At 40.1% G+C, this 13,834-nt stretch carries 13 protein-coding genes; 10 read left to right on the top strand and 3 right to left on the bottom strand.

Annotation, left to right across the window (positions count from 1 at the left end; all coding sequences use genetic code 11):
* Nucleotides 1–47 precede the first annotated feature (47 nt).
* The 6 genes from AB8618_RS16265 (at nucleotide 48) to folX (ending at nucleotide 6,755) form a co-directional block, all read left to right on the top strand.
* On the top strand, nucleotides 48–3,386 hold the full coding sequence (locus tag AB8618_RS16265) for an ATP-binding protein (RefSeq protein WP_409424317.1): 3,339 nt from the start codon (nucleotides 48–50) through the stop codon (nucleotides 3,384–3,386).
* 41 nt (nucleotides 3,387–3,427) lie between these two features.
* Entirely contained in the window at nucleotides 3,428–4,060 is a 633-nt protein-coding gene (locus AB8618_RS16260) for a YceH family protein (protein ID WP_409424316.1), read from the top strand.
* Nucleotides 4,061–4,133: 73 nt separating this feature from the next.
* Nucleotides 4,134–4,970 carry an ammonia-dependent NAD(+) synthetase gene (gene nadE / locus AB8618_RS16255; protein WP_413401054.1) on the top strand — a complete coding sequence of 279 codons (837 nt, stop codon included), beginning with the start codon at nucleotides 4,134–4,136 and terminating at the stop codon, nucleotides 4,968–4,970.
* Between the two features lie 126 nt (nucleotides 4,971–5,096).
* Nucleotides 5,097–5,816: a dihydromonapterin reductase gene (gene folM, locus AB8618_RS16250; protein WP_413401053.1), complete on the top strand. Its 720-nt coding sequence runs from the start codon at nucleotides 5,097–5,099 to the stop codon at nucleotides 5,814–5,816.
* A 24-nt stretch (nucleotides 5,817–5,840) separates the two neighbouring features.
* Entirely contained in the window at nucleotides 5,841–6,395 is a 555-nt protein-coding gene (gene folE / locus AB8618_RS16245; RefSeq protein WP_008108996.1) for a GTP cyclohydrolase I FolE, read from the top strand.
* Between the two features lie 3 nt (nucleotides 6,396–6,398).
* A complete protein-coding gene (gene folX / locus AB8618_RS16240) occupies nucleotides 6,399–6,755 on the top strand; it encodes a dihydroneopterin triphosphate 2'-epimerase (RefSeq protein ID WP_008108994.1) in 357 nt (118 codons plus the stop codon).
* On the opposite strand, the gene AB8618_RS16235 is transcribed toward folX, so the two are convergent.
* Together AB8618_RS16235 and AB8618_RS16230 are read right to left on the bottom strand one after the other, a co-directional pair.
* Nucleotides 6,732–7,172 carry a YqaA family protein gene (locus tag AB8618_RS16235; protein WP_413401052.1) on the bottom strand — a complete coding sequence of 147 codons (441 nt, stop codon included), beginning with the start codon at nucleotides 7,170–7,172 and terminating at the stop codon, nucleotides 6,732–6,734. The genes folX and AB8618_RS16235 overlap by 24 nt on opposite strands.
* A gap of 75 nt (nucleotides 7,173–7,247) precedes the next feature.
* Complete coding sequence (locus AB8618_RS16230; RefSeq protein ID WP_413401051.1) at nucleotides 7,248–7,613, bottom strand: DUF4870 domain-containing protein; 366 nt, start codon at nucleotides 7,611–7,613, stop codon at nucleotides 7,248–7,250.
* Nucleotides 7,614–7,795: 182 nt separating this feature from the next.
* Between AB8618_RS16230 and AB8618_RS16225 the strand changes: the two genes are divergently transcribed.
* The 4 genes from AB8618_RS16225 (at nucleotide 7,796) to AB8618_RS16210 (ending at nucleotide 11,546) form a co-directional block, all read left to right on the top strand.
* A complete protein-coding gene (locus AB8618_RS16225; RefSeq protein ID WP_413401050.1) occupies nucleotides 7,796–8,497 on the top strand; it encodes a spondin domain-containing protein in 702 nt (233 codons plus the stop codon).
* A 39-nt stretch (nucleotides 8,498–8,536) separates the two neighbouring features.
* A complete protein-coding gene (locus AB8618_RS16220) occupies nucleotides 8,537–9,241 on the top strand; it encodes a spondin domain-containing protein (protein WP_418157355.1) in 705 nt (234 codons plus the stop codon).
* An 87-nt stretch (nucleotides 9,242–9,328) separates the two neighbouring features.
* On the top strand, nucleotides 9,329–10,054 hold the full coding sequence (locus tag AB8618_RS16215) for a response regulator transcription factor (RefSeq protein ID WP_413402898.1): 726 nt from the start codon (nucleotides 9,329–9,331) through the stop codon (nucleotides 10,052–10,054).
* Nucleotides 10,055–10,064: 10 nt separating this feature from the next.
* Nucleotides 10,065–11,546, top strand: coding sequence for a sensor histidine kinase (locus AB8618_RS16210; RefSeq protein WP_413401048.1), 1,482 nt, complete (start codon nucleotides 10,065–10,067; stop codon nucleotides 11,544–11,546).
* 46 nt (nucleotides 11,547–11,592) lie between these two features.
* Here the strand turns inward: AB8618_RS16210 and AB8618_RS16205 are convergent, their stop codons facing one another.
* Nucleotides 11,593–13,764: a S9 family peptidase gene (locus tag AB8618_RS16205; protein ID WP_413401047.1), complete on the bottom strand. Its 2,172-nt coding sequence runs from the start codon at nucleotides 13,762–13,764 to the stop codon at nucleotides 11,593–11,595.
* Nucleotides 13,765–13,834: the final 70 nt, after the last annotated feature.

The following is a 13,834-nucleotide window of genomic DNA, read 5'->3' as shown; positions in this document are numbered from 1 at the left end:
AGTTAGCTATAGTTAAGCTTTCTATATTAACAATTTAATTACACCTTATGTGGCAACAGCGCAAAAGTAAAAGCACATCCATTTATAATTTTAAGCTTACCTTTTTATTTGCAATCACTTTAATTGCAATAACAAGCTTAGTGCTTGAACGGCTTAATTATAATCGGGCAAAAGATGCTTACCGTTTACAAGTACTTTCTCAAGTAAGTACCTACAGAGCTCAGCTTGAAGCTATTTTGGTATCTAATATTCAGTTAATACGAGGCTTGGCTGTAGCCGTTGCTGCCGAGCCTAATTTAAGCCAAACACGTTTTGGGCAAATTGCCGCTCCACTGTTTAATACCTCGAACGAACTACGTAATATTGGTGCTGCACCTAATATGGTCATTACAATGACCTACCCGCTTAAAGGGAATGAAAAAGCCATTGGACTCAATTTCTTAGAAAATAAAGCGCAACGCGATGATGCTATTAAAGCACGCGATAATAATACTATTGTAATGGCTGGACCGCTCACGTTAGTTCAAGGCAGTGAAGCTTTGATTGCACGAGTGCCAGTTTATTTACCTGAAGACCACTCTTTTTGGGGGCTACTTTCTGTGGTACTCGATATAGAAAAAGTCTATAACAACGCTGGGATTTTCGAATTACAAGAAAAATACACCGTTGCTATTCAAGGACGCAACGGGTTAGGTAAACAAGGTGAGTTTTTCTTTGGTGACCCAGAAATTACCAGCCAAAACCCGCTTGAGTTTAACCTAAACTTTCAAGGCGGAGCTTGGCAGCTCTATGTAGTGCCAAAAACAGGCTGGCAGCCGGCATCGTCGTCTATCTGGCCGTTACGTATCGTTATTATTGTTATTTTGAGTTTGCTTATTTTTGCGTTTTTTTTATTTTTAAAAATGCTCAATAGAGAACACGAAAACGAAAAAATGCTCGAAGTAATGAGTAACCTAGCGCAAGTGGGCGCATGGTCATTTAATTTAGAAAAAAAGCAGGTGTTTTGGTCAGACATGACCAAAAAGATATTTGAATACCCTTTAGATGAGCAACCTAAATGGTCATCCGATTTATATTACTTTAAAGAAGGTAAAAGCAGAGATAAGGCGGCTGAACTAATTTCCAGGGCGGTTAAATATGGTGAAAGCTACGAGGCCGAACTGGAAGTTATTAATGCCAAAGGCGAAGTAATTTGGGCACTCATACATGGTGAAGCCGAGCATAAAAATGGGCGTTGTACCAGAATATTCGGCTCACTACAAAATATTGATGCCCGTAAAAAGGTAGCAATAGAAGATCAAAAAATAGCTCGTTTTAATGAAACCTTAGCGTCGTTACCTATTAGCGACCACATATTAAAAGGTAAATTAAGCGAATCAAAAGAGCTAATTACTCGTGCGGTGTGTCGTGCACTTAAAGTGAATACAGTGAGTATCCGCTTGTTTGATAAACACAAAACTCAGCTGAGTCCTATTGCGAGTTATAGCCAAAATAACAGTGATAATAATACGCCTTGGCGCCAGCACGACATCCCTGACTTTTTTACCACCCTAGAAAACAAAGCCGTTTTTAGCGCCCAAGACGCACAGCAACAAGCTTGTCTCGCACCCATAGCAAAAAGCTACCTCGAGCCATCACCTATTAAAGCAATGCTCTGTGTAATGATCCCCGCAGGCAGCGGCTCAATTGGTGTTGTGTGCGCAGAGCAAGCAAGCGTTAGAGCATGGACGCAAAACGAAGAAGGTTTTCTAATTGCTATCGGCGCACTAATAGGAAGCCTTTATTCTAGTGAACAACGCATAGAAACCGAAGCAGAACTAGTCATGGCAAAAGAAGCTGCTGAACAGGCAGTGATCGCTAAAAGTGAGTTTTTAGCTAGCATGAGTCATGAAATTCGCACCCCGATGAATGGGGTGTTAGGTATGCTTAATATCATTCAAACGACCTCGCTTGATCAGCAACAACGTCATCATATAAAACTTGCCCAATCGTCAGCAGAATCTTTATTAGGGATTATTAATGATATTTTAGACTTTTCTAAAATAGAGGCTGGTAAGTTAGACATAGAAAGCATTCAATTTAATCTACCACAATTACTCGGCGAGATTGTTGAGTCGTTTGCGCTCAAGGCCGAAAGCAATAACACCCAATTAATTTTAGATACTACGCATGTAAGCACCAGTGAGATTGTGTGTGATCCAAATAGATTACGACAAATCTTAAATAATTTGATTGCCAATGCCGTAAAATTTACTCAAAACGGACAAGTACTGGTAACCGCCGCCATAGAAAAAACTATCGACAATACAACTTTAGAGTGCGCGATTATTGATACCGGCATTGGTATTAGTTTAGATAAGCAAAAACAGTTATTTGACTCTTTTACTCAAGCTGATGCATCAACAACGCGCCAATATGGCGGCACTGGTTTAGGTTTGGCAATAGTTAAGCAGCTGTGCGAACTCATGGGAGGCGAAGTAAGTGTAAATAGCTCACCTAATGAAGGCAGCACCTTTGCTTTTTCAGTTAGCATTACCTCAGTGATAGACCAAGCATTTGATTTAGATTGCCAACATATACAAGCAAAGCGAATACTCATTGTTGATAATAGCGAGATGAATGCCACCATCATCGAGAAGCAATTAATGCTATGGGGCGCAGATGTCAGTGCAGTATGTGATTATGAAGAGGTTGAAACTTATATAAGTAATCATCAACAAACGCCACCGGATGTAGCAATTATTGACACAAGCTTTTTAGAGCCGGTAGCACACCCCTTGGCTGAAAAGTTGAAACATTTTTTAGTGAAAAGCCACATTTTGATTATGGCCCCAATGAGCTATTCAAAAAGCAATTTATTTTATGGAAACAATGAAGCAGCCTTAATTTTTAAACCTCTCACTGCTATTGATTTATATAACACGCTGGTAAAAGGTACATTGGCAGCACAACCTAAAGAGTTAGCGCTGCCTCCAGCGATTAATAAACAAAAAAAAGCGAAAGGCCATGTGTTGCTTGTAGAAGATAACAAAGTAAACCAAGTGGTTGCCTGTGCATTATTAAAACAAGCTGAGCTTACCTTTGATATTGCAGAAGATGGCAAAGACGCCCTAACCAAATTAAACCGAGCAACTGCAAACACTTATCAAATTATTTTAATGGATTGCCAAATGCCTATTATGGATGGGTATCAAGCAACTATCGCTATTAGAGAAGGCCTTGCGGGTCAAGAGAATCGAACCATCCCCATTATTGCACTAACGGCTAATGCAATGCGCGGAGATAAAGACAAATGTTTAAATGCCGGGATGAACGACTATTTAAGTAAGCCTCTCGATGGTCCTGCTATGCATGCTAAATTGCAACAATGGCTTAGCGCTAAATAACAGTGTAAGCTTAAAATAGAATCGATGAAGTAAGGGATACTATGCAGTTATCAGTTGAACAACAAAGAGTTATTGGCTGTTTATTGGAAAAGCAAACAACAACGCCTGAACATTACCCGCTATCATTAAATGCCTTAACGAATGCTTGTAATCAAAAATCAAACCGTGCTCCTGTGCTCGAATTAAGCCAACAGCAAGTTCAGACTACTATCGCCGAATTAATCGACTTACGCCTAGTAACAGAAGATGAAGGTCTCTGTGGCCGCGTATCTAAGTACGACCATCGCTTTTGTAATACACAATTTAGCCACTTACAATTTAACGCACAACAACGCGCTATTATTTGTTTATTATTATTGCGGGGAGCTCAAACACCCGGAGAATTAAAAACCCGTTGCGCTCGCTTAGCTGACTTTACCAGTATTGACGACGTTGAAGCATCGCTTGAACAATTGATTGAAAATAGCCATGTTAAAAAACTTCCCCGTGAGTCTGGTAAGCGTGATAGCCGTTATATCCATTTATTTGCAGCACCTTCTGCAGAGAACGATGAGCCAATAGCAACACAAACCATTACAGACGAGTTAAAAAACCAAGAGCTCAATGACCTACTTGCTGAAATTAACGAACTAAAAGCTGAACTTAAAAAAATAAAAGAGTATATAGGGCTTTAATTGTGTAATTTGAAATCACATAATAGCTATTCTTTTTTGAGCATTAAAACTTTTTAACTTTAAGGAGCGGGCCATGCGCGCTGAAATTATGGCTGAAATGAAAGTTCAGCCTAGTATTGATGTTAACGCTGAAATTAAACGCCGAGTAGGCTTTATTAAAGCACGTTTAGAAGCCGCACACTCAACCTCACTGGTACTGGGTATTAGTGGTGGTGTAGACTCATCAACCTGTGGCCGATTATGCCAACTTGCTGTTAATGAGCTTAATCAAGAGCACCAAGACACGCAGTATCAATTTATTGCGGTGCGTTTACCGTATGGAGTGCAAGCAGATGAAAGCGAAGCACAAATGGCGGTTGATTTTATTAAGCCCAGCACCCGTATGACTGTTAATATTCAGCCTGCAACCGACGCCCTTCATGAGCAAACAATGGCAACTTTAGCTGGAAATAAACTGCCACTGCCAACGCAAGAAAAAATAGACTTTATTAAAGGCAATGTGAAAGCACGCCAACGCATGATTGCACAATATGAAATTGCTGGATTTTGCCAAGGACTCGTTGTAGGTACCGACCATAGCGCCGAAAATATTACTGGTTTTTATACTAAATTTGGCGATGGCGCCTGTGACTTAGCCCCTTTGTTTGGCCTATCTAAACGTCAGGTAAGAGCACTGGCAACAGCATTAGGCGCGCCAGCACTGTTAGTTGAAAAAGCACCTACTGCCGATTTAGAAAGTGATAGACCAGGTTTAACTGACGAAGAAGCGCTTGGCTTAAGCTATGAAGAAATAGATGACTTTTTAGAAGGTAAACCGGTTTCAGAACATGTAGAACAAACGTTGATTGCAATTTACCAACGTACACAACACAAGCGCCAGCCTATTCCAACAATATACGATGCTTTTTAAATCAATACTATAAGTGTGATTTAACTGATCGAGCCGCTTATATTTTACGTAAACATGGCGTAAAAATAAGTGGCTTAAATTTTAACGGTTAACCTTAGCGCTTGCCAAAAGAGAGTTTTATATTTTATGACACCCCCGATTTTGATTACTGGTGCAGGACAACGTATAGGGCTTGCGCTTGCACAGCACTTTATAGCCCAAGGGCAAGCGGTTATTATTACTTATCGTACCCGCCATGAAGCTGTAGATTTGCTAGAGCAACAAGGGGCGACTTGTCTTTATGCTGACTTTAGTTCTGATGAGGGTATTAATACTTTTATTACATTACTTAAAGCACAGACTGACTCACTAAGCGCGATAATTCATAATGCATCAAGCTGGGACTGTGAAGCTAACAACCCTCAGTTTGAACAGCTGTTTGACAATATGATGCGCATTCATGCAAAAACACCGTACTTGGTAAACTTACGCTGTGCAGATTTACTATTAAATTATCAGGCGTCTCACGCTAAGCCCGCTGACATTATTCATCTAACTGATTACGTAGTGGAAACTGGCAGCCCAAAACACTTAGCCTATGCAGCCAGCAAAGCCGCCTTGGATAACTTAACCAAATCATTTAGTGCTAAATATGCACCTAATATTAAAGTGAACTCAGTCGCACCATCATTAATTATTTTTAACCAACATGATGATGAACAGTACCGCGCTAAAACTTTGAAAAAATCATTAATGGGTATCGAACCTGGATGCCAAGAAATTATCAATAGTATCGACCTACTACTGAACAGCCATTACATCACAGGCCGTGCTTTACCTGTTGATGGTGGTCGCCATCTTAAGTAAGTCATCTAAATAAACGAGAAACTTATGCATAACGAATTAAAAGAGAGCTATCAAAAAATTATAACCGCAGTCGGTGAAGATGCAGAACGTGAAGGGTTGCTAGACACTCCAAAACGCGCTGCAAAAGCGATGGAGTACCTAACTCAAGGTTACCGCCAAACGCTTAACGAAATCACTAATAATGCAGTATTTACCTCAGATGCTGACGACATGGTATTGATACAAGATATAGAGCTTTACTCTATGTGTGAGCATCATTTATTACCATTTATTGGTCGTTGCCACATTGCTTATATCCCTGATGGCAAAGTGTTAGGTTTGTCTAAGTTTGCACGTATTGTGGATATGTTCTCTCGCCGTTTTCAAATTCAAGAACAGCTAACCCATCAAATTGCCAAAGCGGTTGAGGAAGTAACCGGTGCCAAAGGTGTAGGCGTCATTGTTGAGGCAAAGCACATGTGTATGATGATGCGTGGCGTGGAAAAGCAAAACTCAAGTATGCGTACTTCGGTTATGCTTGGTAACTTTAGAGCCGATCCGAAAACACGTAATGAGTTTTTACAGCTGATCAAAGGATAATCTATGGCTAACGCAATAATTAATGTAACTAACTTACGATTACGCACATTTATTGGCTTTAATCCTGATGAACGTGAAAAAAAACAAGATGTAGTCATTAATTTAGAAATTCATTATCCGGCTGATCAAGCTTGTGAAACAGATGAAGTAGAGCAAGCACTCAACTACAAAGTAATTACTAAAGAAGTAATTAGCTTAGTTGAACAAGGCCACTTTTTATTGTTAGAAAAACTAGTTGCTGAAATTCTTGCTGTTTGCCACTCGCACCCAAGTGTAAATTACGCCAAAGCCCGGGTGGATAAACCCCATGCGCTGCGCTTTGCAGACTCTGTGTCACTAACTCTCGACTGGCACAAATAATCCAACGGCAAGGGCTATTACAGCTATATAACGTAGCCCTTTGCCAAGTGTTACCAGCACTAAAAACATACTAAAACGTACTTTAAACACGCCGCCAATAACGGTTAGTGGATCGCCAACAATAGGTAACCACGCAAACAGTAAGCTATATATTCCATATTTATTAAACTGCTTTTGCGCTTTTTTGAGCCCTTTTTCAGAAACTGGAAACCATTTTTTATCTTTAAAGCGTAATGCTTGTGTTCCAAGCCAATAATTAACACAACTGCCTAATACATTGCCTAAGGTTGCTGCAAACCAAAGTAGCCATAAGTTAGTATTACCTTGCATTATCATCCCACCCATTAATACTTCAGACGAACTAGGTAATAACGTAGCCGATATAAATGCTGTAAAAAATAATGTTATATAGAGCATTGTTCCCTTGTGACTAAAAACTAAACCCAGCCATTAAGCTGGGTTTGAACGACTTTTTAACGTAAATCAAAACGCTTATTTTATTAAATTTAAGCTAAGTGGGTAATTAAACTCTTTGCCATCGTTGGCTTTTACGCTTGCGATAACCACCATCACAAATGAAAAAATAGCGACCATAGGTAACAGTAGTAAACCAACAGCTACAAAAATTAGTAAAAAACACACAAAGTAAGCTATAGCCATAGTAATTTGAAAGTTAAGCGCTTTTTTACCGTGTATATCAACTATAGGCATTTCATCTTTTTTAATTAGCCAGATAATAAGGGGACCTAACACAGAGCCGAATGGCACAATAAACCCAGCTAATGCACTTAAATGACATAGCATTGCCCAAGTGCGGTCATCTTTATTAACGACTTTAATTTCTTGATTTTCTTCCATAGCACAATCCTTTAATTTTTATAATCCGGTTTAATTATACACAGGTATATAACACCACTTATCTATTTATTTGTAAAAAATCACAACCTAAATTGCTGTGATAAAAAAGTGATAAGTTTGTGAGAGTTTTTGGAGACGATTGTTCAATACTTATCTCGAATCATCACATACAGGAAATAAAAATGAAAGCTTCAACATTTACACTTGCAACTCTTTTAGCGGTAGCTAACCAGTCAGCCATAGCTGCAGAGTTAGACTTAGCAATAACCAACCTAACCCAAGGCATTCACTTTACCCCACTGCTAGTTACAGCACACGACAGCGAAGATAAGCTTTTTGAAGTTGCAACTGAAGCTTCTACCGCATTACAAACAATGGCTGAAGGTGGCAATATTACAGAACTAATGGCACAAGCGACTGCAGCAGGTAGCGACATGGCTGCAAACCCAGCAGGAGGCCTATTAGCACCTTCATCATCAACCATGGCCACACTAATGACAACCGATGGTAATGATTACCTCTCGGTAACCGCTATGTTACTGCCTACAAACGATGGCTTTGTTGGCCTGGATAGCTGGAAAATTCCAACCGAAGCAGGCACTTATACTGTTTACTTAAATGCATACGATGCAGGCACTGAGCACAATAATGAACTCGTTGTTGATGGCTCAGGTGCACCGGGTACGCCAGGTATTCCTGCAGCCCCAGGTGGCGATGCGGGCACAGGCGGCGCTGGCTTAACAAGTACCGATAGCAATATTAACGTGCATATTCACCCAGGCACGTTAGGTGACGACGATTTAACCGCAGGTAATAGCGATTTAAGTAATACGGTTCACAGATGGTTAAACCCAGTGGCTAAGCTAACCGTTACGGTTAAGTAGGAGCGTTATCATGGCATCTTTAAATAACTTAAAAAAAGCATCGCGGTTGTTGCACTTGCAGCCTCACTTGCAGCCTCACTTGCAGCCTGTGGCGATAACGACAGAAACGAACCTGTTCAGGTTGTCACACCGCCAACTCCTGAGCATGTAAGCTATACATTTGATGTTACCGTCAGCAATTTAACCGCGGGGCAGCCACTATCGCCTATTGCTGTTATTGCACACACTGAAGGCACTCTTTGGCAAATTGGCAATGCGGCCTCAGTTGCATTAGAAACAATAGCTGAAGGAGGCGATAACAGCCAACTGCTTGCATTAGAAAACGCCATAGCCAACGCATCAAGCGAAGGTCTTGTTGGACCTGGTGCTAATACCACGATTACATTAACCACGGACTCATTTGAGGCACTTAAGTTGTCGCTTGCCACTATGATGGTGAATACAAATGATGGGTTTACCGGTCTTAGTGCTTTAGATGTATCTTCATTAGCCGTCGGCGACTCTTTAACTCGCACTACCGTTGCTTATGATGCAGGTACTGAAGCAAATACAGAAGCAGCTGGTACGATACCCGGTCCTGCTGATGGCGGAGAAGGTTTTAATGAAGCCCGTGATGATGTTAATTTTGTAGCAAGACACCCAGGTGTAGTTACAAATGAAGATGGCTTGTCTAGCTCAGTGCTTAGCCCTGAACATAAATTTGATAACCCATTAGCAAAAGTGGTTATTACCCGCACTCAGTAATTCGTTTATCAATATCAACCTCGATATACCAGCTTTTAATGGGGAAGTTGGGGAGCACGGAAGCCCCCTTTTTTACGAGGATAAATGATGCGCCATGAAAAGTTACTCATAGTTGAAGACGACAGAGAAATTGGTAAATTAATTACCACACAGCTTACATCGCTAAATTTACATGTGGATCATGTTGTAAGTGCTGAACTGGCTTTGAAAAAAATAGCTAAACAATCTTACGGGCTTATTTTACTGGATATAAACCTTCCGCAAATGGATGGATTGAGTTTATGTCGTAAAATAAAAGAACACTATCCAACTATCTCAGTGATTTTACTAACAGCACTAAGTAGCGATATGGACAGAGTTATTGGCCTAGAAATGGGCGCCGACGATTATATTTGTAAACCCTTTTTTGCACGTGAACTACAAGCCAGAGTAAAAACCCAACTGCGACACAGAGCACAATTGCTCGCGAGCCAAAATACTAACCAGAATACGATTAAGGGCGAAACAACGCTTTATGTTGGCTCGCTACACATTGAATTTGACTCTCATCAAGTGTACTTAGCAGAACAGGCAATTAACCTAACCGCCACCGAATTTGATTTGCTTGTGTACTTTGCACGTCACCCAAATCATGTCTTTAGCCGCCAACAACTGCTCGATAAAGTATGGGGGTACCAACACAGCGGCTACGAACATACGGTTAATTCGCATATTAATCGCTTGCGCGCAAAGCTCGAATTACATCAACCAACCCCCATTATAGAAACCGTTTGGGGTGTGGGATACAAACTCAACCCAAACCAACTTAATTAAGATTTTTATTATGAAACTTTCTTTGTACCAAAAATTAGCAGTGTCGTTAGCCGTTATTTTTTGTTTTATTTGTGCGCTGGTTTATAGCTGGAGTAAACAATTAGAACTCAACTCCAAACATCATGGCGAACAAAACTTACATTTAGCACTGGCTGAACATTTAGTACAAGACAATCCATTAATAAAAGAAGGCGTATACGATTACGAAGCCCTTGAAAATCTGTTTCATACTCTAATGCTGTTAGGCCCTGCCTTTGAATTTTACTTTGTAGACCAACGCGGAAAAATATTGACTTACTCCGCAGAACCCGGAAAAGTAAAGCGCTCACACGTTAATTTAGAGCCGCTAAAAAAGCTGATTGCCAACCCAAATACAACACCTATTTATGGTGATAACCCACGAGACCCACAGCAACAAAAAATATTTTCTGTGGCGCCTGTATTTAACAACAATGTATTACAAGGGTATTTATATATAATTATTGGTGGTGAGGCATACGACACCTCACTCAATAATATAAAAAGTAACGACTCGTTATTAGTGGCTGCCATATGGCTAGGTTCAACACTCGTTTTTTTATTTATTGCGATGCTTATTCTACTGCGATTTTTCACAAGCCCTATTCAACGTCTTGCAAAAGATGTGAGCAATATTGAGGCTACTAACTATAGCCTAACCGATACAAAACTAAGTCACTATTCAAATCAAAAAAGCAACGAAGTCCACAGCCTAGCTCGAAGTATTCAAGCGATGATAACGCGTATAAACGAGCAATTTAAAGCACTTGAGCAAGGTGATAAACAACGTAAAGAGCTGCTTACTCATCTCTCCCATGATCTGCGAACACCACTAGCTTCTCTACAAGGTTTTTTAGAAGTGTTAAATCAGTCAGGTGACAAACTAAGTAAACAAGAACAGCAAGAATACTTACAAGTTTCATTAAATAACTGTGGGCAACTAAAGCAACTTATAGAGCAAATTTTTGAACTTGCTCACTTAGAAAATGGCCAAATAAACATTAATAAAGAAACATTTAACCTAGGAGAGCTCATTTACGATTGTATTGCTAAGTTTAGTATTGTTGCGCAACAAAAAGGCATTAATTTATCGGTTGAGCCAGAAATTTGTGACTTCCCTGTCATCGCCGACATAGCCAAACTTGAGCGCGTTTTAAGTAACTTAATCGATAATGCAATTAGGCATACTCCCCTTGGGGGCAGTATTGAGGTTAGTGTAAGACGAAGTAACCACTATCAATTATTTGTGCAAGTTTCGGATACCGGAGTCGGTATTAAACACGATGAGTTACAAGCTATTTTTGATCCCCACTACCAAGCTAGTAATTCTAATAAAGCGGGCCGTCAACAAGGTGGGTTAGGGCTTGCTATCTGCCGTGGACTATTAAAGCTTATGGACAGTGAAATAAATGTTCAAAGTGAGATAGGCAAAGGCACTATGTTTAGCTTTAATTTGCCACAAAAAAAGGCGTAACTTAACGTTACGCCTTGGCTCATTACTTAGTTGAATTTGGGGGTGGCTATTTTTTTATACCGGCTAAATCAAGCATAAATGCATAATTTAACGCGGCATCTTCTAAGCGTTTAAAACGACCAGAAGCACCGCCATGGCCGGCTTCCATGTCTATTTTAAATAGTAGTTTATTATCATCTGTTTTGTAGTCACGCAGTTTTGCAACCCACTTTGCTGGCTCAAAATATTGAACCTGTGAGTCGTGCAAGCCTGTTGTTACTAACATATTAGGGTAGTCTTGTTTACTAACTTGATCGTACGGTGAATACGACAACATATAATCGTAATATTCTTTCTCGTTAGGGTTACCCCACTCGCCATACTCGTTAGTTGTAAGCGGAATAGTCTCATCAAGCATAGTAGTAACCACATCAACAAATGGAACCGCAGCCACCATACCTTTATATAGCTCAGGCGCTTGGTTTGCCACTGCGCCCATTAATAAACCACCAGCACTGCCACCTTGGGCAAAAATTTGCTCTTTATCGCCATACCCTTGGGCTACCAATGACTTAGTAACATCTACAAAGTCGTTAAACGTGTTCTTTTTAGTGAGTAATTTACCCGCTTCGTACCACGGGCGCCCTAACATTTGCGAACCACGTACGTGGGCAATTGCAAATACAAAACCACGGTCAAGCAACGTTAATCGTGCAGAAGAAAAACTAGGATCCATTGTTGCACCATACGAACCATAGCCGTATTGCAATAATGGGTTAGTGCCATCTTTTTTAAATAGCTTTTTTCGATACACCAAACTCACCGGTACTTTTACACCATCGCGTGCTGTAACAAAAATACGCTCAGACGCGTAGTTTTCTGCGTTAAAGTCACCTAATACTGCTTGTTGCTTCAATAATGTTTTTTCGCCAGTGGCCAAATTAACATCATAAGATGAACCCGGCGTCGTCATACTGGTGTAATACACACGTAGCGTATCGCTGTTTAATTCGTTATTACCGTACGCATTAATGGTGTACGCACTGTCGTTAAAGCTTAGTGGTAACTCTTTGCCTGATGTTAAATTACGCGCAATCAGTGTTGATTGACCCATTTCACGTTGTTGATATACCAAGTAGTCATCAAATAACTCAACGTCTTCGAGTTTAATATCCTCGCGAGCAGGGATCACACTTTGCCAATTTGCTTTATCACCGGCTTTATCAATATCAACTTTCATAAGCTGAAAGTTAACCGCATTTAAATTAGTCACAATGTAATAAGTATTACCTAATTTTGAAATGCTGTATTCAAGGTTGGCTTCACGTTCAATTAAACGCTTTGGCTTAGCATTTACATCGTTTGCACTCAGTACTGACAAACCCGATGCATCAGTACTGCTATGCCAAATATAAATTTCTGAGCCGTCTTTGCTCTTGCTCATACCTGTGTAATAGCTCGTATCTTTTTCTTCGTATACAAGCTCATCATCGCTTTGTGATGTACCAAGCGTATGACGATAAACTTGATAACCGAGTAAGGTTTGCGCATCTTTTTTAATGTAATAAACAGTTTTATTATCGTTCGCCCACACAACATAACCACTAGTGCCTTCAAGCGTGTCTTCTAGTAATTTACCAGTGCTTAAATCTTTAATTTTTATATTGTAAACACGGCGACTCACCGTATCTTCACCATACGCCATTAAGTTATCATTTGGGCTTACATTTAGGCCACTAACCGCAAAATAGTCATGGCCTTTAGCTAATTCATTTACATCTAAAATAACTTCTTGATCAGTGCCTGCAAAATCACTACTGCGTAAGTAAGTAGCGTACTCGTTATCGCCGCGAGTTTGCGACGAGTAATAGTACTCTCCGTCTTTTACTGGAACAGTGTCATCATCTTTTTGAATTCGCCCTTTAAGCTCTTCAAATAAACTACTTTGCAGTGTTTTAGTATGCGCAAGCATTGCATCTGTGTAAGCATTTTCAGCCTCAAGATAACTAATCACCTTAGGAGCTTTACGCTCATCATCACGCATCCAGTAATAATCATCGATGCGAGTGTCGCCATGGATTGTCATTTCATATGGCACTTTCTTCGCAATCGGTGGCATGACTTCGGTTTGAGCAGCTACATTTTCAACCTTTGCTGATTGCTCAGCGTCAGGGGCTTTATTACACCCTCCTAAAATAGCTAAGGATATAAAAGTAAGAACAAATGGAGTGTGTTTCATTGATTAGAATCTCTGTAGTTTTTATTTTTGTTAAATATACCTAATATTTAACAGCACAGAGATTTAGTTT

The sequence above is a fragment of the Pseudoalteromonas sp. RW-H-Ap-1 genome, assembly GCF_048318575.1.
Taxonomy (GTDB): domain Bacteria; phylum Pseudomonadota; class Gammaproteobacteria; order Enterobacterales; family Alteromonadaceae; genus Pseudoalteromonas.
Note: the sequence above shows the minus strand (reverse complement) of the source record. Positions and strands in the feature narration are given on the sequence as shown.